The sequence below is a fragment of the Pandoraea thiooxydans genome (genome assembly GCF_001931675.1).
GTDB classification, from domain to species: Bacteria; Pseudomonadota; Gammaproteobacteria; order Burkholderiales; family Burkholderiaceae; genus Pandoraea; species Pandoraea thiooxydans.
Genome location: NZ_CP014839.1, coordinates 2,750,086 through 2,771,357 on the forward strand (window position 1 = coordinate 2,750,086; position 21,272 = coordinate 2,771,357).

The 21,272-nt window shown below is 65.2% G+C and carries 20 protein-coding genes; 5 read left to right on the top strand and 15 right to left on the bottom strand.

Annotated elements, in window-relative coordinates:
• Positions 1 to 7: 7 nt before the first annotated feature.
• From PATSB16_RS12625 to PATSB16_RS12675, 11 genes are all read right to left on the bottom strand, one after another.
• Positions 8 to 1,366 carry a CpaF family protein gene (locus tag PATSB16_RS12625; protein WP_047216533.1) on the bottom strand — a complete coding sequence of 453 codons (1,359 nt, stop codon included), beginning with the start codon at positions 1,364 to 1,366 and terminating at the stop codon, positions 8 to 10.
• Between the two features lie 31 nt (positions 1,367 to 1,397).
• Positions 1,398 to 2,573: a CpaE/TadZ family protein gene (locus tag PATSB16_RS12630; protein ID WP_047214463.1), complete on the bottom strand. Its 1,176-nt coding sequence runs from the start codon at positions 2,571 to 2,573 to the stop codon at positions 1,398 to 1,400.
• Positions 2,574 to 2,603: 30 nt separating this feature from the next.
• Positions 2,604 to 3,059, bottom strand: a complete 456-nt coding sequence (locus PATSB16_RS12635; RefSeq protein ID WP_047214464.1) for a TadE/TadG family type IV pilus assembly protein — start codon at positions 3,057 to 3,059, stop codon at positions 2,604 to 2,606.
• On the bottom strand, positions 3,056 to 3,541 hold the full coding sequence (locus PATSB16_RS12640) for a TadE/TadG family type IV pilus assembly protein (protein WP_047214466.1): 486 nt from the start codon (positions 3,539 to 3,541) through the stop codon (positions 3,056 to 3,058). The genes PATSB16_RS12635 and PATSB16_RS12640 overlap by 4 nt, the downstream gene beginning before the upstream one ends.
• A gap of 10 nt (positions 3,542 to 3,551) precedes the next feature.
• On the bottom strand, positions 3,552 to 4,796 hold the full coding sequence (locus tag PATSB16_RS12645) for a pilus assembly protein TadG-related protein (RefSeq protein WP_047216534.1): 1,245 nt from the start codon (positions 4,794 to 4,796) through the stop codon (positions 3,552 to 3,554).
• A gap of 22 nt (positions 4,797 to 4,818) precedes the next feature.
• Complete coding sequence (locus PATSB16_RS12650) at positions 4,819 to 5,118, bottom strand: hypothetical protein (protein ID WP_047214467.1); 300 nt, start codon at positions 5,116 to 5,118, stop codon at positions 4,819 to 4,821.
• Between the two features lie 79 nt (positions 5,119 to 5,197).
• Complete coding sequence (locus PATSB16_RS12655; protein ID WP_052892675.1) at positions 5,198 to 7,090, bottom strand: type II and III secretion system protein family protein; 1,893 nt, start codon at positions 7,088 to 7,090, stop codon at positions 5,198 to 5,200.
• Between the two features lie 47 nt (positions 7,091 to 7,137).
• Entirely contained in the window at positions 7,138 to 7,971 is an 834-nt protein-coding gene (cpaB, locus tag PATSB16_RS12660) for a Flp pilus assembly protein CpaB (protein ID WP_047214468.1), read from the bottom strand.
• Between the two features lie 57 nt (positions 7,972 to 8,028).
• On the bottom strand, positions 8,029 to 9,453 hold the full coding sequence (locus PATSB16_RS12665) for an ATPase (protein WP_047214470.1): 1,425 nt from the start codon (positions 9,451 to 9,453) through the stop codon (positions 8,029 to 8,031).
• Between the two features lie 106 nt (positions 9,454 to 9,559).
• Positions 9,560 to 10,108 carry an A24 family peptidase gene (locus tag PATSB16_RS12670; protein WP_047214471.1) on the bottom strand — a complete coding sequence of 183 codons (549 nt, stop codon included), beginning with the start codon at positions 10,106 to 10,108 and terminating at the stop codon, positions 9,560 to 9,562.
• Between the two features lie 87 nt (positions 10,109 to 10,195).
• Positions 10,196 to 10,375 (bottom strand): Flp family type IVb pilin, encoded by a 180-nt coding sequence (locus tag PATSB16_RS12675; protein WP_047214472.1) that lies wholly within the window; start codon positions 10,373 to 10,375, stop codon positions 10,196 to 10,198.
• A 553-nt stretch (positions 10,376 to 10,928) separates the two neighbouring features.
• Between PATSB16_RS12675 and PATSB16_RS20885 the strand changes: the two genes are divergently transcribed.
• From PATSB16_RS20885 to PATSB16_RS12695, 5 genes are all read left to right on the top strand, one after another.
• A complete protein-coding gene (locus tag PATSB16_RS20885; RefSeq protein ID WP_156884741.1) occupies positions 10,929 to 11,279 on the top strand; it encodes a hypothetical protein in 351 nt (116 codons plus the stop codon).
• 450 nt (positions 11,280 to 11,729) lie between these two features.
• Positions 11,730 to 12,746: a TadG family pilus assembly protein gene (locus PATSB16_RS12680; protein WP_047214473.1), complete on the top strand. Its 1,017-nt coding sequence runs from the start codon at positions 11,730 to 11,732 to the stop codon at positions 12,744 to 12,746.
• A 299-nt stretch (positions 12,747 to 13,045) separates the two neighbouring features.
• Positions 13,046 to 14,050, top strand: coding sequence for an OmpA family protein (locus PATSB16_RS12685; RefSeq protein ID WP_052892676.1), 1,005 nt, complete (start codon positions 13,046 to 13,048; stop codon positions 14,048 to 14,050).
• Positions 14,051 to 14,145: 95 nt separating this feature from the next.
• Entirely contained in the window at positions 14,146 to 15,225 is a 1,080-nt protein-coding gene (dinB, locus tag PATSB16_RS12690) for a DNA polymerase IV (RefSeq protein WP_257786655.1), read from the top strand.
• 82 nt (positions 15,226 to 15,307) lie between these two features.
• Positions 15,308 to 15,511, top strand: coding sequence for a glycine zipper 2TM domain-containing protein (locus PATSB16_RS12695; RefSeq protein WP_047214475.1), 204 nt, complete (start codon positions 15,308 to 15,310; stop codon positions 15,509 to 15,511).
• Between the two features lie 21 nt (positions 15,512 to 15,532).
• Here the strand turns inward: PATSB16_RS12695 and PATSB16_RS12700 are convergent, their stop codons facing one another.
• From PATSB16_RS12700 to PATSB16_RS12715, 4 genes are all read right to left on the bottom strand, one after another.
• A complete protein-coding gene (locus tag PATSB16_RS12700; RefSeq protein ID WP_047214476.1) occupies positions 15,533 to 16,561 on the bottom strand; it encodes a CaiB/BaiF CoA transferase family protein in 1,029 nt (342 codons plus the stop codon).
• 70 nt (positions 16,562 to 16,631) lie between these two features.
• Positions 16,632 to 17,828 (bottom strand): CaiB/BaiF CoA transferase family protein, encoded by a 1,197-nt coding sequence (locus PATSB16_RS12705; RefSeq protein ID WP_047214477.1) that lies wholly within the window; start codon positions 17,826 to 17,828, stop codon positions 16,632 to 16,634.
• Between the two features lie 24 nt (positions 17,829 to 17,852).
• Entirely contained in the window at positions 17,853 to 19,865 is a 2,013-nt protein-coding gene (locus PATSB16_RS12710; RefSeq protein WP_047214478.1) for an aconitase family protein, read from the bottom strand.
• A gap of 206 nt (positions 19,866 to 20,071) precedes the next feature.
• Entirely contained in the window at positions 20,072 to 20,965 is an 894-nt protein-coding gene (locus PATSB16_RS12715; RefSeq protein ID WP_047216538.1) for a LysR family transcriptional regulator, read from the bottom strand.
• Positions 20,966 to 21,272: the final 307 nt, after the last annotated feature.

Here is a 21,272-nt window from a genome sequence, read left to right on the forward strand (position 1 = left end):
CGCGACGCTACACCGGAAATTGCTTGGTCGGGTCATACAGCGAATCGGGCACCGCCACGCCGAAGGCCGCCAGACGCTCGGAAAACCTCGGCCGCACCCCGGTCGCACAAAAATAGCCGGTCACCTTGCCGTCACGGTCGAGCCCGACCCGCTTGAACGTGAAAATTTCCTGCAGATTGATCACGTCGCCCTCCATGCCGGTGATCTCCTGGATGCTGATGATTTTGCGGCGCCCATCGGTCAGGCGCGCAACCTGCACGATCACGCCGATGGCCGAACTGATCTGGTGGCGCGTGCCCTTGGTGGTCAGATTCAACCCGGCCATGCCGATCATGTTTTCGAGCCGTGTCAGCGCATCGCGCGGGCTATTGGCATGCACCGTCGCCAGCGAGCCCTCGTGACCGGTATTCATCGCCTGCAGCATGTCGAACGCTTCGGCGCCGCGCACTTCGCCGAGAATGATGCGGTCCGGGCGCATGCGCAGCGCATTGCGTACCAGCGAGCGCTGTGTGATCTCGCCCTTGCCCTCGATATTGGGCGGGCGCGTCTCGAGGCGCAGCACATGCTCCTGACGCAGTTGCAACTCGGCCGCGTCCTCGATCGTGACGATGCGCTCGTCGGCGGGAATGAAGCCGGACAGAATATTGAGCAGCGTCGTCTTGCCGCTGCCGGTACCGCCCGAGATCAACACATTGACCTTGGCGGCCGATAGCGCCTCGAGCACCTGCGCCATCGGCGGCGTCAGGCTTTGGTACTCGACCAGATTGTCCACCGTCAACGGATTGACCGCGAAACGGCGAATCGACAGCAGCGGCCCGTCAATGGCCGACGGCGGAATGATCGCATTCATCCGCGAACCGTCAGGCAGCCGCGCATCGACCATCGGCGTGGACTCGTCGATGCGCCGTCCGACCCGCGAGACGATCTTTTCGATCACCTTCATCAAATGCGCGTCATCGTAAAAAGTCACATCGGTGAGCTCGAGCTTGCCGCGTCGCTCCACATACACGTGCTTGGAGGTGTTGACCAGAATATCGGAGATGGTCGGGTCGGCCAGCAAAGGCTCGAGCGGTCCGAATCCGAGCATTTCGTCGCGTACGTCCCGCACCAGTTGGCGCCGCTCGACCTCGTTGATGGGGATACCCTCCTCGTCGACGATCACCTCGACCAGGCGCGCAAGTTCCTGCTCGATCTGCTCGCTCGACAGGCGCTGCAGCTTTTCCAGCTCGACCCGATCGATGATCGCCTGATGGACGTCCTTTTTCAGTTGCTGGTAGGCGTTTCTCGCCATGCGCTGTTTGCCCGGGCTCTGTCCTCCATACCCGGGCGAATCCGACGGCGAGAGAAACTGCTCACGTAGCGTCATCACGTTTTCCATGGTCATGGCTCCTGTGCTCTTAAGCCTTGCTCAATACCGGTTTGCCGAAGAATTTCCCCAAAATGCTGCCGCGCGGCGCGGCCTGCGGCGACGCCCCGCCCAGAAGCTGCTCGATGCTGCGGGCCACGGCGCTGGCTTTGGCCAGGCGCTGCACCGGTATGCCCTGGTTGATCGAGTCGGCCACCGTCACCGCGTCTTCCGGAATCAGGCCCGCCACCGGCACGCCCAATGCCTCTTGCCAGGCGGTCAAGCCGATCGGCCCCTTTTTGTCATAGCGGTTGATCACCACGCGGATCTTGTCGTTGCGGTAGCCCAGCGAGCGAAAGATTTCCAGCATGCGGCGACCGTTGCGCAGATAGGGCAGCGTCAGTTGCAGCACCGCGAAGATCGTGCTGCTCTGGTCCAGCGCGGCGATCGACACGCCGCCGATGCTTTGTCCGACGTCGAACACGATGAGGTCATACTGATGACGCACCAGATTCAGGATGCGCTGCACGTGCTCCGGCTTGATCTCCTTGGCCTTGGCCGGATCGGGCGCGCCGGCCAGCACGTCGAAATCCTTGCTCACGCGCAGCACGCAGGCATCGAAGAACGCCGCGTCGAGCCGCTCGATCTGAGTGCATATGTCGGCCAGCGTGGCCGGCGGAGTCTGCTCCGACACCAGAAACGCGGCCTCGCCGAACTGCTGATTCAAGTCGAACAGCAGGGTGCGCCGGCCCGCCAATGAAGCATCGTATGCGACGTTGGCCGCAACGAACGAGGTGCCGCTGCCGCCCTTGCACGACACGAACGACACCACCTGCCCCTCGCGCCGGCTGCCGGCGACCTTCTGCGCGACGCGCCGAATCGCCTGGCGCATGCCGTCGGGCTCGATCGGCCAGGGCTGCACGTCCCGCACGCCGGCGCGCATCGCGCGCATCAGCAGATCGGCCGAAGGCGCCGGCGCAATCAGCATGCATGCCATGTCGGAGCGCAGCGCGGCAATCGCGCCCAGCGAATCCAGGTCTTCCGGCGTCATGCTGGTGCCGTCGAATATCAGCAAATCGGTCTGCGCCAGGGCCTGCGGATGATTCAATATCGCGGCCAGGCCGGTGGATGTCGTTCTGAGTCGATGATGCGCATCATCGGCCACGACGGTTTTCTCGATCTCCGTGACGTGCTGCGGATCGGACGAAATCACGAGAATGTCGATCATGTCTGTCTACTCGCTCAAATGGCTTCAAACCTAGCTGCAGGTCGGGTTGGTTCCGTTGACGCTATCCAGACTCTCGCGCGGCAGCGTGGTCGCAAAGGACGGCATCGCGATCGAAATCGGCACGAACGGAATCAGCGTGTCGACCGTCACATTCACGATGCTCACCGTGACGTCGGTGCAGCTCGCCACATCGCACCCCGGCGGCGAATACGTCACATCGATATTGCCGTCCTGCAGGATCGAAAGCATGGTTTCCATCTTGGTCTTGATCGCGGGCGAATCGATATCGCACACCACCGCGACCCGCGCGCCCAGGCGCGTCGCCTCGGCGGCCGTATTCCAATAGAACATCACGCGCCCCATTTCCATGATCCCGATCAGCAGCGAAAAGAAGGCGACCGAGATCAACGCGAACTCGAGCGCAGCGGTGCCCCGCTGACGCGTCGGGGCGGCCCTGCCTTGGCGGTAACGGAGGCGTGAATTCATGACACTTGCCTCATGACGCAACTGATATCGCCAAAAACCAGATTGCCGATTTGAAAGAAACCGACTAACTGCGTAAAGGCAAATCCGGTGATCTTCACTTGGACCAGATTGATGGTGTCGCCGCTGGGGTCGGTTTGCACGTTCTGGTAGGTTCCGGTGCAGCCGCTGGTGTTGACCGGATCGCACACCACCACCATGGCGGTCGTCAGGCCCGGGGCCAGCGGTGAGCCGGAGCAACTGCCATTGCCGTAGACCGCATAGCATTTGGCGGCCGCCAACGGATAATCGCTGGAGGTCGGGCTGTAGGTCGACAACAGGCGCACCGCGTCGCGCGTGGACTTGACCAGCGTGTTGTACTGAAAGAACGCATAGCCGAAGTCGACGATCCCGCTGAGCAAAAGCGCCATCGGAATCGCCACCAGGGCGAACTCCACCGCCGCGACGCCGCGCATGCGCCGAATTCGTGAGAGCCGGTTGCGCATGATCGATCTCCTATTGCACCAGCACGGGCACCAGCGGCCCGATGCCGGCGGTGTTGCTGCCGGGAATGCCCTGGGTCGCGCAAGGCGAGCTCGGATCGGACGCGTCGCCGCGATACTCGAGATAGACGGTGCCGTTGAGCGCGCCGTTGATATTCTTTTCCATCGGATGCAGCATCAGCACACAGGCCCACGATTGCACCGGCGCCTTCTGGTTGTTCACCAGGCTCGGGCAACTGATCACCGGCACCAGCGCCAGCCGGCGGTCGGTGCCGCTGCTGTAGTAGCTGGCCGGCGGGGCGTTGGCACCGGCTTGCACACTGAGCCCCGTCACCGAATTGCCCTGATACTGCGCATGCTGCAATCGCCTGGTGACGAAATCGCTATAAGCGTTCGACTGCGGCCCGGGCGTCACCGGCGAGTAGGCGTAACCGGTCGAATCCGGCACGCCGGTCGGATCCGGCGGCGGACTGTACGGGTTCTGATAAATGCCGAAGCGCGTGTTCCAGGCAGCCGCCAGGCTCTGGATGTTGCCGGTCTTGCCGACATCGGTGCCCAGCGTGGGCAGATTGCACTCGCCCGCGCCTGTGAGCAGTGCCCGCATATCCGGCACCGTCGGGTTATCCGGATAGGCGACCCACATGAAATTGCCGGTGAGTTGATTGTTCGCCCCCACCTTGCTGGGAATCCACTGGCCCACCGTGTAGGGGGCCGAACTGGGCGCCTGGCAGATCCCCACCGGCAACGCGCAGGTGGTTTGCGACTGCGTGGTCGAGGCGACCGCGGTGGACGACACGCTCGACGACCCGAGGGCGGCGTCGAGCACCTGGATAAACCAGTTCGTGATGTTCGGGCGGCTCGCCGAACATCTCACGTATTTGATCTTGGGCAAATCCGCGGTCGTGAAATTGCCCTTGGTCTGATAGGGCCCGGTAAACGACTCGCTGAAGGTGACGTTGTCGTCCGGCGACATCGACACCGCCTCGCTCTGGAACAGTACCCGATTGCTCGTGCCGGTGGTAATGCCGGCCGCCTCCGCGGTGGCCAGCGGCTGCGCGGTGGTCAGGTCCCGCGCGGCGGCCAGCGCGCACGAGTCGGCCGCATTGGACAACTCCGTTTTGGCAATGTACAGCTTGCCCAGATCCAGCGACAGTCCGGCAAAGCCGATCAGCACCGCCAACGTGAGCCCGACCACGATCGCGACCGCCCCGCCCTGCCGGCGGCGGCGCGCGAGGCGGCTGGCAGAACAGCGTGGCATCGGTGCGCGCATGATGCTTCTCCTAACGCGAACCCGCGCTCGCGCCGCCCACGCCAATCGTGAAGGCGTTGGCATCTTGCTGCGGATGCACGAACGATTTCTGGTACTGGTCGATCGCGTGCTTGGCCGACACGCCGTCGATGCCCATCACCGGCGCCTGGTCTTGCGAGGCGTCGGGGTTCAGCGTCTGACGCGCCGTGGCTTCGGTCACGGCGTTGCCGAACTGGCTATCCCATTGCGGCGTGGACGTATAGCATCCGGCCAGTGCGCCGCCGAGGCACACGCAGGTGCCGGCGCGTATCAATATCGACAGAACTTTCATTGGATCCCCCGCAACTCATCGATGTGAAATCAAGCGTTTGTTCGAGCGTCTGCACAGCGCCTGTACCCCGTTCTTGCCCCTACGGAAGCGACCGGCCGCCGTTCGGCCCCACCACGCCCGGCGGTCGGCTCACCTGGGCGATGTCCTGTCTGGCGGCTGCCTGCCCGGTCGTCGGTCCGGTCGTCGGCCCCGCCGTGCCGGGCGGCACTTGTTGCTGGGTCGATGACGGCGCCACGGCGGGTGCCGGCAGTAGCGGCACGACCTGCGTCGCAGGCTCGGGCGGCACCGCCGCCGGCGTCGCGGGTACGGTCGCCGGAGCCGCCGGCACCGCTGGCCTGCCCGGTGCCGGGGCTTGCGCGGGGGCCGGCGCGGGCGCAGCCCCCGGCGCCTTCTTGCCCTCCATATCGCCCATCAACAGCACGCCCGGCGTATTGGTCTGGCCGAAGGTATCCGTCGGCAGGCGATAGTTGGTCCCGAGCGGCTTGGCCAAATGCGGCGTAACCACGAACATCAGCTCGGTCTTGTCCTGCTGAAAATTCGTGCTGCGAAACAATGCGCCCAGCACCGGCACTTCGCCGAGGCCCGGCAAGCCATTGACGTTGCTCGTCACGTTGTTTTTGATCAACCCGCCGATCGCGAAGCTCTGGCCGTCACGCAGTTGCACGGTGGTCGAAGCCCGGCGCGTGGTGATCAGCGGCAAAATCGTGCTGCCGCTGATATTGGGCGCGGTAAGCGTCACGCCGGTCGACGACAGCTCCGAGACCTCGGGCGCGACCTGCAGATTGATGCGCCCGCCCGAGAGCACGGTCGGCGTGAATTTGAGCGCGACGCCGAATTGCTCCTCCTGCAGGGTGATGGTCGAGCCGCCCGTGCCGTTGCTTTGCGGTACCGGGATGAACACCTTGCCGCCGGCCAGGAAGCTGGCGGTCTGCCCGCTGATGGCCATCAGGTTCGGCTCGGCCAGGATCTTGACCAGGCCGTCGCGCTTCTCGGCGTCCAGATTCAGGTTCAACGGCAGGTGATTGTTCTTGGTGGCGGAGATCAGGCTGGTCGCGCCGCTCAGGAAGTCGGCCAGCAGACCGAAGTTCCAGCTGCCGAGCGCCCCGTTGATATTGGCCGATGCCCCCAGTTGATCGATCAGCGTCTTGGAGACCTCGGCCACCTTGACTTCCAGCATCACCTGCTGCGGCGCGCCGATGCTGAGCATATTGACGATCCGGACATTGTCGCCGTTGGGCGGCGGTGCAGGCGCCTTTTGTTCATTTTTCGACTGGCAGTCATTTCCTTTTCGACAGCTATCTCTTGGAACATCTGGAGCCTCACGCCGTACAAAAGCGCTAGCGATCTCCACCACACGCTGCGCGGCCAGTGCGTCCGACACGGTACCGGCCAGCACCAGGCTGTCGGCCGCGGCCGATACATGGATATCCTTTTCCTCGGGCATCAACCTGGCCAGCGCCGCTTGCACCCCCGCCGGGTCGGCGCCGACCTCGACATCGATCACCGAACAGGCGCCGCTACGGCCCTGCACGATCATATTGGTTGAGCCGAGACTCATTCCCAGCAAGTAGAGTTCACGCGGCGATACTTGCATGGCCTGTAAAACTTGTGGATTGCCAACCGTACGATTGCGCACCGCTTCAGGCAAGGTCACGATGGTCGATTTGCCCACCGGCACCGACACCTGTGTGTGCTCGCGCAATTCGCCCACGCAATTCGGCCCCTTCAGGCTCACCGGGCGCGCCGGCGCGCGCGGCAGGCCCACGGTTACCTGCACCTGGCCCGGACGCACGACTTCCATGCGTTGCGACGGCTCGGCAGCGGCCATCGCCAGGGTTTGCGCCACGGCTTGCGTCGCCGCGAAGCCGGCGCACAACGCCATGCATGCCGCCACTACCGGCCAGCCGGTGCGCCGCTCGGCTTGCCGGTCGTTGGCCTCACGGCCCCAACGAAGATGATCAATACGGTCCATTTTGTTCCCCCGGTAAATTGCTGCCGTATGGCATCGCGGCGACGCGCTCAGAAGCACTCTTTGCTGCTATTTACGCCGTCGATCACACCCACGCAGTCGCCGCGCTGCGCCGCGACGCGCCTGACCACGACTCTCGGCGCCTTCTTGTCGGCCGGCGCCGCGGCCGGTACCGGCTTCTCGCCCAGCAGCATGTCCTTGGTGACCCCGACCGGGGCGACCGGATTCGGATCGGTCTGGTTGCGCAATACCAGCGAGAGCGTGCCGACGCTGCGCGCCAGATCGAGCTTCTCGGCCTGCTCCGGCGTGACCTCCAACGTCACCGCGTTGACCACCTTGGGTTTGGTTTCGTCGCGATTGACTTCCTGCGCGACGGCTAGCACCAGGATTTTTTCCAGAACGATCTTGGAGATGCTGGCGTCCTTGTTGGCATTGTTATTGCCGTCCTTTTGCGTGTTGACGATGATGTCGACGTAGTTGCCGGGCAAGGCGAAGCCGGCCACCCCGATCACGTCGTTCACGCGTACCGTAATGGCCCGCCGGCCATCCGGAATCACCGCCGATAGCCCGCCCTTGGTGCCGATCGGCGTCAGCTTGCCGGCCAGGATCGGCTCACCGCGCAGCACACTGCTGCGCAGCACCCGGCCATCGAGTTTCGCGGCATCGACAAACGATCCCGGCGGCATGCTGCTGGATGGCCAGGCGACCATCTTGATGAACTCCGGGTTGAGCCGCTGGCCCAAATTGATATCGACCGCGGCGACCGCGATCTGGGTCGTCATGGCCGACGACTTCTGCAGCAGCCAGCGCGAAGCCATCGCCACGGCCGCCAGACCGGCCAGCGCCGCGATCAGCAGCGCCACCAACGCGCGTACGTTCTTCATGATGCTTTCCCCTTTTTGATCTCGCCAGGCGCCCCGCGGTTTACCGTTTTTGGCCGTCTAGCCGGCCACGAGCTTTTTTGCCGGCCACTCCGATGCGCCATGCGGCGGCGGCAGGTTGTCGTTGTCGCCGACCACGGCGAAATAGCTGTTCCACGCCCGCAGCAGGCTGCTCCGGTCAGCCAGTGCGGGCTGTTCCAGATACCGCGCGCTGGCCAGCACGATGCGCAGCAGGTCGCCCGGATAGCACGCCAGCAGCGGCCGCCCGGCGGGCATGTGCAGGTGGTGAATCAGGTACTGGAAAGCGTCGTCGCTGGAGTCCACGCCAAGCTCTGCGCAGCGCTGGTCGTAGACCCGGCGGTAAGCCTCGATATCGAGCGCGCCCACGTAGAGCTTGCTGCCGAGCCGCCGGAAAAAGGCCTCGTCGCCGAGCTCCTCCGGCGAGAAGTTGCTGGAAAAGGCCACCCACACATCGAACGGCATCGAGAAGCGCATGCCCGTGTGCAGCGTGAGCATGTCGCGGCCACGGTCGAACGGTGCGATCCAGCGGTTGAGCAGATCGGCCGGCGCCACGCGCTGGCGCCCGAGGTCGTCGACCACGTACAGCCCGCCGTTGGCCTTGACGTGCGGCGGCGCCTGATAAAAGCCGCTCGACGCGTCATAGCGCAGCTCGAGCATCTCGAGCGTCAGTTCGCCCCCCGAAATGACCGCCGGGCGGCGGCAGCGCTGCCAGCGCGCGTCGAGCGGGGCATCCGTCGCGCCAGGCGCTTCGTCCGGCGCAGTTGGCTGATGAATCAGCGGGTCGAAAATCTGCACGACCTCGTTGTCGACGGCCAGCGCGTACGGCACGGCGATCGAACCGGGCAGCAATTTGCCCAGGCGCTCGGCCAGCGAGGTCTTGCCGCTGCCGGCCGGGCCGAAAAAGATCACCGGTTTGCCGCTGTTGACCGCGCCGCCAATGTCGTCGAGCAGTTCGCTCTTGACGATCAGGCCGGCAAATGCCGCCCGCAAGGCCGGCCGGGTCACGAATCGATGGGTGACCGACTGGCGCCGAATGACCTCCTCGTAGGCCGCCAGCGACACCGGCGCGGGGCCCGTATAGCGGCAGCGGGCCATGAATTCGGCGGCCCGGACCCGGCCGTTGTCGGTCAATTGCAACTCGACGTCGATGTCGTTGGCGCCGCGCCGGACGATCTCCAACAGGCGCTCGCGCACCGCGAAGGCGACCACCGCGTCAAGCACGCCGACGCCCAGCTTGAGGCGCTGAACCAGTTGGGTAAGCGAGGTCTTGCCGCCCAGCAGCACGCTCTTGGCGACCAGCTCGAGCAGGAAGTTCTGCGTCAGGCCGGTCTCGGCGATGGTCTTGGGCGCGCGCGCCAGCGGCCCGGATTCCGCGCCCGCGCCCTTGAATCGGGCCCGGCTGACATCTTGCAGATGGCTGACGTCGGCCGAGCTGCCCGGCACTGGCTTCAGGATGTCTGACATGTTCGTTCCCCCGGTTATCCGCGCCATGCGCGGCCATGCTCTTACTGCCTGTGCCTCTCTGCAGGAGGCTTACTTCACCGCACTGCTCGCCCGCAACGTCGCGCCGTCAAAGCACGTAGCCGCCGGCATGCAGGAGCATCACCCCCACGGTGCCCAGTGCAATGGCCACCGCATAGGGCATCGTTCCCATCGACGCATTGGCGTGGGCGCTCGCCGGCGCCGCGTGCCAGCGCGCTCGGCTGGTTCCGCTCAGAAAAATGGCCAACAGGCTGCTGCCCGCCGCGCGAATCGCGCGCTCGCGCACGATGGCGCCTAGCGCCAGCACACCGCCGATCGCCCAGGTGCCCAGCACGATTTCAAACGCCATGGCAGGCCCCACGAAGGCACCCACGGCGGCCATCAATTTCACGTCGCCGGCACTCATGCCCCGCAGCAGATAAATCGGCATGAACAGGCCGAAGCCCACCGCCAGGCCGGCAAGCCATTGCCCAATACCCGCGCTCACGCCGCGCAAACCCCATTGCACAGCGAGCGCCACGACCAGTCCAAGCAGCACCAGCCAATTCGGAATGCGCCGCGCATGCAGATCCCAGGCCGCCGCCAGGCCCACCAGACCCAATACGCAAGCGCCGATAGGAAATTCGAAGGCATTCATGGCATCCCCTCTTTGCTCAGATTGCGAGGTGCCCGCGTGGGCCCGGTGTACAGCCGGACCCACGACCACTCGCTGGGCTCAATTCTGTTAGCCCTGCGGCAACAAACCGGCGATATAGTTGAACATGCCGGCCAGATTGGTGCCGACAAGCCCCGCGGCAGCGATGATCGCCACCGCGATCAACGCGGCCAGCAAGCCGTATTCGATGGCTGTTACGCCCTCTTCGTCGCGTGCAAAGTCGCGGACCAGGTCAAGAGTTTTTTGCATTTGAAGCTCCTTGATTGCGAAAGAAGTTGTTGACTCAAGTACAAAACACATGCCCGCTGCGGGACCGAGCACTGCGATAAGGCCGTTACCGCATGGCCCCCGGGCGGGAGAGCGGTCCGGCCGGAACACGGGCGCGATACGCCGCATGCCCGCCCGAACCGCTCGCCCGCGCCTGCGTTTTGCTTCGCGTGCCGTGCCAGCGGCACGCGAAGCCCCCGGCCTTCGAAGCATGCGAACCGAGATGACCGGCCCAGCGAAGCGTCAAAGTTTTCCGGCGTCAAAGCACTGATTCCCCGACAGCAGTCCTGTGACTCCGGAAACCGGCGCGCCGTTGGTTACCCAGCCGACACGCCGCCGTTGCCCATGCCTCATGCGAAGACCGTGCCAGCGCGCGGAAATCGTTGTGAATACTGAATAATTGAAAAAGTAAAAGGCCGGCCGATCAGCGAATTGCGTGAAAATGTTTCATTTTTGATAACGAAAGCGCTGCGATCGGTCGGGAAATGACGTGACGGCCAGTCGAACATCCCCTTGGGTGGAGAAAAAAGCACGCATGGAGCGCGAGCGCGATGTGACTCTCGCGCAACAATTGGATGCCCGATACCATGCGCCAGATGCGCCCGGGACCGACTGCCAGCGCGGTTCGAACAGTAAAAAAGACCGACAATCCGATGGAGAGCACTATCTCCAAGAAAGTCAATTGAGAGTTAACCGTTTGCTGATGCCGGACAAACAAATGCATCGGACGGCCGGTCGCGGTCGGGCCAATAGCGCACATTCGAGCGCCTTCGGTCACGAATCGAAAGGCAGAAACAAAACGTTACAAAATGTTACGCAACTGATACAAACGCCTTTTGGGAGGCTTTTTGAGCGTGCCTGCGTCGGAAAAAGGCCCGGTTATTGAGGAATACTCACGGTCCGGTGCACGACTGAGCTGCCCGCAAGACCATATTTGATGGGCTTCGAACCGCTCGCGGGTCACTCGAATCGATGCCATTTCACTTTTGATACGTTTTTTGCCAGGCATGCCGGGCACGACGGCATGGCGCTGGCGCAAGGCACGCAGCCGTGAGGGTTATCGAGTCGTGGCATGTTTCATGCTTGATTTTCAGTACCAAAATCAAGCGGTCATTGGCGTGAACGGACCGTACCGAGTCAGTCTGAGTCAACCGGGGGAAGTGATGCGCAATACTATCTGGCGCCGTCTGGCGCGATTTCCATCATCCCGACCTTACCCGCCACGCTCGCTCGATGGACCGACGCGGTCCTGCGCGACAGCGGCTCCCGCAGCCCCTGCCGCCATTCGCGGCGATTAGGTCGCTGCGGCCCACTGGCAAGGCATCGGAGGTAATCGATGCGCACCCATTCGATCGGCAAGCGGGTTCAGCTACGCCAGCGCGCCTCGGCGGGCATGCTCAGCGCGCTCATGGCGGCCGTGCTGGTGAGCGCGGGCGTGCTGGCGCTCGATTTGGGCAAGCTTTGGGCGCTGCACGGCGAGTTGCAGAACGCCGCCGACGCCGCCGCCCTGGCCGGTGCCGGCGCGCTCGAACCGGCCTACCCTCGCCCTGACTGGTCACGCGCGCGCACGCTTGCCGCACTCGCCGTTTCGCTCAACAGCGCAGCGGCGCCCAAACTTGCCGTCGAGCGCATCCAGACCGGCTACTGGAACCTTGCGGAACCTCGGGCCAGCCTGCGGCCGAACGGCATCACGCCGGGCGCCAACGACCGCCCGGCGGTCATGGTGACGGTCAGCCACGCACCCGCTGGCCAACCGGGTGCGCCAGGGCGGCTGCTGGCCTCACTGCTGGCGATGGTGCACATCCCCGCGAGCGCCACGGCCGTCGCGGTCATCGCGGTCGCCGACCATGCGGCGGCGGGAACGCTGTTCCCGCTCGCGATTCCCGCCTGCCTGTATGACGCCTATTGGGACAGCGCCGACGCCAGACCGAGAACTGACCCTGCGACGGGCCGCCCGTTCGTTCTGAAAATCGGCGCCTCGTATCGTTATGGCGCATGCCCGTCGGGGCAGTGGACCTCGTTCGAGACCGACGCGCAAGGCACAGCGCAACTGCGCGAATTGATCGCGCGCGGCAACCCGACCGGCGTCAGTACCGGCGACAGCATATGGATACAGCCGCGCGCATCGGGCCTGGGCAACGCGGCGGTGGCCGCGCCGGCGGACGTGCTGCTGCCGGTCGTGGCTGGCCTGGACGGGCATCGCGCCATACCGATCGTGGCGTTCGCGCCATTTCGCATCACCGGCGCGGCAACCCGTGGCCGCCAATATATCGAGGGGCATTTCATGGCCGCCGATTCGGCACGTCCTCGGGCCAGCGGCGACGCGCTCGCCAGTCCGGCGCTGGTGCGATGAGATCACAGCGACAGAGATTGTTTTAGCGTTTAAAAAGGGGCGGAAAAAATCGCGCAGCCGAATCCAACGAATCCTTTAATCGAACGAATCGATCACACGCTCGGGCAAATCGCCGCACCTTGCTTTGACGGGTATGGCGAGAAAGCCACGACTCAGCGTATCTCTCTATGGCCGCACGCCGCCGCGCGCGCGACCATTCCATCCAGGCGGCGACGCACCACGGGGGCGTTGCGGGGGCTCGCCGCGGCCGCGATTGAACCACCGAATGTTCCGCACACACGACAAGGGGGATTGATCCAATGAGTCTGCCTCGCCTGGCCGCGACAGCGGCCGCAAGCGCGTTACTGGTCGCCTGCGCGGCGTCGAGCACCACCGCCGAGGCGCCAACGGCGACGGCCCGCCCGGCGCCAGCCGCCGCCTCCCAGCCCAAGCTGGTGCGCGCCTACGACTATGGGTCCAGCATCGTTCTCGAATTCGCCAGGGCGCCGTCGTCCCTGTCGGTGACCGATGCGAGCGGCGCGCCGGTCGGACTCACACGCGATGGCCCGAATTTTCGCATCGCCCGCAAGATCTACGATTTCACCATTCACACCGCCGCCGGCGCGACGCGCATTCATTTGCAGCGCCCCGCACCGGTCGCGGCAGGCGTGCCTCCCAAACCGCCTGCTCCTGCACCTGCACCTGCACCCTCGCCCGCACCTGCGCCGGCGGCCGCCGTCGCCGACAACGCAGCCAGTACCGCCCGAGCCCCGGCACCGGCGAGCGACGACGCTGTGGCGAGTCTGATCGAGACGGCCGCGCGCCAGCTGGCCGCTGCCCGGGCCGTCGTCGAGCATGGGTCGCCCGACGAGCACACGCTGCACGCGCTCAATCGCCGCCTGGATCGCATTCAGCATTTGCTGGAGGCGGCGTCGGCCGCCGTGCTGATGACGCATTTCGACGCTTATCAGACCGCCTTCCGGCCCAGTCCGGCGTTCTCGCAGTTATTGGTGTCGGCCGCGCGATCGGCCGACCGGATCACCCTGCGCGGCCGGACCGATTCGACGATACCTGGCCCGCTCGACCCAAAAATCGCGCTGCAGCGGGCGCTGTCGGTCAGGCAATTCCTGCTCGAGCACGGCATCGAATCCGCAAAGATCCATGTATTTTCGCTGCCGGCAGGCGACTTCATCGCGCCGGACACGACCCCGGCGGGGCGCGCCCTGAATCGCCGCGTCATGATCGAGGTCGTCAACCGCCGCATCGCCGAATTGACGCACCACGACCGGCTGCTGGCGCAACGCACCACCCTCGGCCAGCGCTAGGGCCGCAGGTCGCCTCGCACGCCGCCGCTCGCGGCGCGCGACGCGCGAGTGCTTCATAATACGCACACCGTTTGCGCGACCGGTGCGGCGCCATTTTGAAACCCGAGATTCCCCCCAGCGTTCCCAACAAGATCATTCATTGCGATTGCGACTGCTTTTACGCGGCGATCGAGATGCGTGACGACCCGTCGCTGCGCGGCATCCCGCTGGCGGTGGGCGGCCAGCCATCGCAGCGCGGCGTGATCGCCACCTGCAATTACGAGGCTCGGGCGTTCGGCGTGCGCTCGGCGATGCCGTCCTCGCAGGCGCTCAAACTCTGCCCCGCGCTGTTGATCCTGCCGCCGTCGATGGAGCGCTACCGCACCGCGTCGCGCCAGATCATGGCGATCTACCGCGATTACACCGACCTGGTGGAGCCGCTCTCGCTCGATGAAGCCTATCTCGACGTCACCGGCGTCGACCGCTGCCAGGGCAGCGGCACGCTGATCGCGCGCGAGATCCGCGCACGGGTGGCGCGCGATGTCGGCATCACAGTGTCGGCGGGCGTCGCGCCGAATAAATTTCTCGCCAAGATTGCCAGCGACTGGCGCAAGCCCGATGGCCTGTTCGTGATTCATCCACGCGAGGCCGACGCCTTCGTCTCGGCGCTGCCGGTCGAGAAGCTGTTCGGCGTCGGCAAGGTGACGGCCGCCCGGCTGCATGAACTGGGCGTCAAGACCTGCGGCGAGCTGCGCGGCTGGTCCAAGCTCGACCTGCACCGGCAATTCGGCAGCTTTGGCCAGCGCCTGTTCGATCTGTGCCGCGGCATCGACACGCGGCGCGTCAATCCCGATCAGGAGCGCAAATCGATCAGCGTCGAAACCACCTACGTTCACGATTTGCGCACGCTGGACGATTGCCGGCGCGAACTCGGCGTATTGATCGAGCAGTTGGCACGACGGATCGAACGCAACGATGCGGGCGCATGGATACACAAATTGTTCGTCAAGCTGCGCTTCGACGACTTCAGCCGCACCACTGCCGAGTGCGTCAGCGCAACACTCGATGCAGCACAATGCCTGCAATTGCTGGCCACCGGCTTCAAGCGCCGCAGCCGCCCGGTGCGGCTGCTGGGCGTCGGCGTGCGATTGGCCGACGATGCCGCAATGCGGCAATTCAAATTGTTCGACGATTGACCGGCCGCCGCCGACGGCCGTAAAACTTTCGGGAATCAGGCGGCTCTCATAAAATATCAGTAGAACTCACGGAGGTTCCAACATGAGCAAATTGACTCGGCTGTTGGCCGTGACAACGCTCGCGGCATCGATGGCAGGCTGCGCCAGCATGAGCCATCAGCAAAAAGGAGCGGCGATCGGCGCGGTGGCCGGCGGCGTGCTGGGCAACGTTCTGACCGGCAACGCGCTGGGCACCGTCGGCGGGGCCGCGGTGGGCGGCGTGATCGGCGCGGGCGTCAGCAAGTAAGCGAGCCGCCGCAGGCACCGGTCACCTGGCTTGCCCGGCGGTAAACAACGGGTGCGCGAACGCCTCCTCCAGGCGCAGCACCGGACTGACGCAGCAATCGGCCGGATCGAACAGCGCGCACCACGCTGCCTGCGTGCGGGTGGCGAAAATCGCGTCCAGTTCGGTCTTGAGCGCGCGGGCGGCATCGCTGCCCGGCGCCTGTCCCAGGCTCCAATGCAGTGTGCGCCATTGCGGCTTGCCGATCACCTCGCACAAGGTCTGCCAGAATTTCAGCTCGAGCGCGCCCACGGCCATCCAGCGATCGTCGCGGGTGCGGTACACGTTGTAGCACGGCACTCCGCCGTTGAGCAGGTCCTGGCCGCTGCGACGCGTCGCGCCGTGATCGAGCACGGCCACCGCCGGCAGCAGGTTGCTGCGCTGCACCGCATGCGTCATCGATATGTCGAGCGCGCGGCCTTGTCCGGTGCGCCCGACCGCGTACAGGGCGGCGAGGATTTCCTGCACGGCGCTCTGCGCGCCGCCGAACAGGTCGCCGATCTGGAAATTCGGCACGATGGGTGCATCGTCGGGCGCGGCCAGCTGATCCAGCACCCCGGCATAGCCGATGTAATTGATGTCATGACCGGCGCGCTGCGCCATCGGCCCGTGCTGTCCGTAGCCGCTGATCGCGCAGTACACCAGGCGCGGGTTGAGCGCGCGCAGCGTATCGTAGCCCAGCCCCAGGCGCGCCATCACGCCGGGGCGAAACCCCTCGACCAGCACCTCGCACTGCGCGGCCAGCGCCAGCAGGCGCGCGTGCCCGTCCTGGCTTTTCAGGTCGAGCCGTTCGATCGTCTTGCCCCGGTTGAGCAGTGTGTAGAACGTGCCCGGTTCGCCGGCCGCGCGCTGCGCCTCGGTCTGCAGCATCGCGCGCGCGGTGTCTCCGGCGCCGGGGTCTTCCACCTTGGTCACCTGCGCGCCCAGTTCCTGCAGGCGCAGCGTGGCCAGCGGGCCGGGCAGCAGCCGGGACAGATCGAGCACGCGCACGCCGCTTAAGGGAAGATCGGCCATCTTGCAGTTCCTTTGCTCAAAACCGCCACACTAACGGCTTCGACAGTACGCCGCAAGCATCTGGCAAGGTCTATTCGGTGGGCGTGCCGACGATACCGCGCGCGACCCACTGGGCGATTTGATCGTCGTGGTAGCCCAGTTCGCGCAGGATCGCGTGGGTGTGCTCACCGATGCGCGGCAGCGGCATGCGAATCGGCAGATGCTGGCCGCGCATGGTGATGGGCAGCAACGGCACGCGGGTGAGCTGGCCGTCGTCGGTGCGCAGCTCGCCGAGCGCGCCGCTGGCATTGAGATGCTCGTCGTCGAACAGGGTCTCCGGGCGCACGATCGGTGCATACGGCAGGCCGTGCCGCTCGAATGCCTGCTGCAAATAGGCCGCGTCGTAGCCCGCAATCACCTCGCGCAGCGCCGGCAGGAACCATTCGCGAGCCCGCACGCGATCATTATTGGTCGCCAGGCGCACATCGTCGGCCCACTGCGTCAGGCCGAACACGTCGCAGAAGGTGCGCCACTGTCCGTCGCTGACCACCGCCAGGAAAATCTGCGTATCGTCGCGCGTTGCAAACACGTCGTAAATGCCCCACGACGAGATGCGCGACGGCATCGGTGCGGCTGCCTGCCCGGTCACGGCGAATTGCTGCATATGCTGGGCGCTGAGCAGCACGCAGTTCTCGAACAGCGCGCTTTGCACCTCCTGCCCGCGCCCGCTGTGCTGGCGCTCGAACAGCGCGGCCAGCACGCCCAGCGCGCCGAACATGCCGCCCATGATGTCGTTGACCGAAGCGCCGGCGCGCAACGGCCGGCCTTCGGGCCCGGTCATGTAGGCCAGCCCGCCCATCATCTGCACGACTTCGTCGAGCGCGGTGCGATGCTCGTACGGCCCCGGCAGGAAGCCCTTGAGCGAGACATAGACCAGACGTGGATTGAGGCGCGCGAGGGTCGCATAGTCGAGCCCGGCCTGCTTCATCTTGCCCGGCTTGAAGTTCTCGCTGACCACGTCGGCCGTGGCGATCAGGCGCAACAGGATCTCGCGTCCCTCGGGCTGCAGCAGATCGATCGCCAGGCTTTGCTTGTTGCGGTTGAAAGCGCGGAAGAAGCCGGCCCCGGCGCCCAGCAGGCGCCGCGTGCCGTCGCCCACCAGCGGCTCGATCTTGATCACTTCGGCCCCCAAATCGCCCAGGATCATGCCGCACGTGGGCCCCATCACCATATGCGAAAACTCCACCATGCGGATGCCCGCCAGCGGCAATGCTTGTTGTTCTGTCATGCGTCGAATCTCTTTTCGTTTTTGTCAGGGTTGGTGCTGCAATGCGGGTTCGGCCGGCTGCGCAAGCGCTTGCCTGAGCTCGGCAAAGCTCGCGATACGACCGGCCAGCGCGCTGGCGGCGACCGTCGCGGGGCTCGCCAGCCACATCTGGGCGGGCCCCGAGCGCCCGGGAAAATTGCGGTTCTGCGCGCTGATGACGACCTGATCGGCGCGCCGCGAAGCGCCCGGCCCGGCGTTGACGCAAGCGCCGCAACTCGGCGCCACAAGCGTCACGCCGGCGGCGTCGAAGGTCGCCATGAATCCCTGCGACTCGCAGTAGGCACGCACGTCCTCGCTGCCGAACTGCAAGTAAAATTTAACGTGATCGGCGACCTTCATGCCATGCGCCAGGCCCCAGGCAAGCACCTCGTGGTAGCGGCGCAAATCTTCTCGCTTGCCGCCGGTGCACGATCCGCCATAGGCAATGTCGATGCGCACCGCCTCGCGCAGCGCCGAGACCGGCAGGCCGTTGCCCGGGTCCCCGGGCATCGCCAGCATCGGCTCGATACCCGCGCAGTCGACTTCGATGACATGCGCGTAGCAGGCCTCGGCGTCGCCCCGCATCCATGGCTCGGGGGCGAAATCGACGCCGCGCCGCTCGCGCAGGAAACGCTGTGTCTCGCGGTCCGGCGCGATCAACCCGGTCATGCCGCCGATCTCGGCGGCCATGTTGGTCAGCGTCGCGCGCTCGTCGGTCGACAGGCTGGCCACGGCCGGCCCCGCATATTCGATGATTTGCCCAATCGCCCGGCCGTCGCGGATATAGGGCAGGTGCAGCAGATGCAGCACCAGATCCTTGGCGCTGACGCCGGGGCCCAATTGCCCGTGCAGCTGGATCAGGCAAGTGGTGGGCACCGTCAGGCGCACGTCGCCGGTAAGCCACGCATTGGCCATGTCGGTGGTGCCCACGCCGAACGCCAGCGCGCCCAGCGCGCCGCAGTGCGTGGTATGCGAATCGGTGCCGGCGACGATCTGCCCTGGCAGAACATAGCGTTCAGTCATCAGGGCGTGGCAGATCCCCTCCGAGCCGCCCGTGGCGCTGCGTCCATGCAGCCGGATACCCTGGCGGGCACAGAAATCGCGCTGCACCTGGGCCATTTGCCCGGCCGCGTCGAGCAGGCCGAGCGCCCGCTTCTTTTCGTCGATCACCTCGGCCAGCAGGCTCAGATGGTCCTCGAAGCACAGGATCGAGGCCGGATCGTGCAGCGCGATACGCTGCGCCTGCGCGGCCGGCGAGCCCAGATGGCGGGACAGAAAGCTGACCGCCATGGGGGTCACGTATTCATGCGAGAAACGCCAATCGGTCTTGACGAAGACGCCGTCGCCCGGGCGCACGCACGCGACACCCAGCGCTCGCGCCAGCAACTTCTCTCCGTAGGTCATCGGGCCGGCCGGATGCTCCGGCAACGGCACGCTCAGCTCCCCGGCCAGGCGGCGCTGATTGAAACCGAACAGCCCGCCGCACCGAACGATCTGCTCGCTGAGCGCGTCGCAATCTTCCAGGAAGGCTTCGATAGGGATTGCCTCGCCGGCGCGAATGCGCTCGATCAGGCCGAAATCGGTCGAGGTCAGCAGTCCGAGATTTTGGCAGTTTTGCTGATAGATCCGCTCGAAGCTCTCGGCGATCACCAGGCGGATGCCGGCCGACAGCTCCGCAAACGGGCTGGCCTCGCGCGAGGAACCCTTGCCGCGCCGCGCACCTGCCACGCTGACGCTGAAACCGCCCTGTCTGATCGCACCGGCCCGGATCGGAAATTCGGCGTCGTCGCACGCCCCGTCGAGCGGCAGGCATTTGAGGCCAAGGTAGACGTAGTCGCCGAGTTTCTCGTCGTAGTGAAAACACACCCAGGCGGGCGTGATTTCGTCGGTAGAGAGCTGGTCGCGCAACGGTAGCGCGGCCTCCAGGGTGAGGTCCTCGCCCGCCATTTGACGAGCCATCGCCTCGCCCGCTTCGGCCAGGAACAGGATCCTGCCGTCGATGTGCACTGCGTCAAGCATGTCGGCCCCTTCTGTCGGATGCCCGATCCGCGCTCGCGCGCGGCCGGTGCGTCCGGATTGCAAAAACGTCAGTCCCGCGTGCCGCGCGCCCGTGCGGCGGGCGCCGGCTTTTTCTGGCCGCCCCGGGGGCGGCGCTATGTTTTCGATAGGATTACCAATGGCCGGGAATCGGGCAAGTCGCGATTCGCCACTCCTGCCATCGCGTATCACGATGAATCGGCGCGCAGATGATCGACCAGCAGCCGCGCCGGCACCGGCAAAGCCTCGTAGTCGCGCACGCAGATCACCTGCTGGCGCACCGCCCACGGGTCGCTCAGGCGAATCTGGTGCAGTCCGAACAGAGTGCGGTAGAGCGTGATTGCCTCTTCGGGCACGATCGCCATGGCGAGATTGGCGCGCACCATGCGACAGGCCGACTCGAACGTCGAGACATTGATGCGAAAGCGCAACGTCTTGCCGATTTGCGCCGCCAGCGGGCGTAGCGTGGCGTACATCATGCTGTCCGGATGCAGGCCGATCTGGTCGTAATCGAGGGTGTCGGCAAAAGCGAGCGCCGGACGCGCCGCCAGCGGATGCCCCGGGTGCATGACAGCCACCAGATGATCGGTTCGGTAGGGGAACACCTGCAGCTCGCGGGTATCGGCCTGCGCCCAGCAAATGCCGATGTCGGTGCTGCCTTCGGCGACCGCGCGCACCACCTGGCTGCTGACATGCTCCTCCAGGTCGATCTTGACGTTTTCGTGATGGGCCAGAAAGGTGCCGATGTCCTCGGAGAGTGTCTCGACCATCGATGAGATATTCGCGAACAGACGGATATAGCCGCGCACACCGCTGACGTATTCACTCAGCTCGCCCTGCATCTTTTCGAGGCTGCGCAGTACGTTGCGCGCATGATGCAGCATCGCCTCGCCGGCCGGCGTCGGGCTGACACCCCATTTGTGGCGCTGCAGCAACGCCGCACCCACCAACGTTTCGAGGTCGTTGATGCGCTTGCTGATGGCCGAGGCCGCGATGAATTCACGCTCGGCAGCACGCGCGATACCGCCTTCTTCGCACACGGCCACGAACAAACGCAGGGATACCAGGTCGATACGCCACATAGCACCGTCATCCGCCAGGACTGTCGTGCCGCGATTGTGGACTGTATCGTTGAAAAAATCCACGGCCGATGCCCGAACGGGCGGCCGAAGCCGATTGGTCCCGGTATTTTTGATTCTGCCGGTTCAATCCGTGTAGCTTACCGAGGCGGTCAGCGGATTCGCCGTGCCTCCGTCATACCCGATGATCGCCTGGGGCGGGATGGCGGCGACGGCAAGCGCTAGCCAGCACTTGCAAAGGACGATCGCAATCATTGCGTTGATCCCCGTAACGGCGTCCGTTCCCAATGAACGCCTGATTTCAATATAG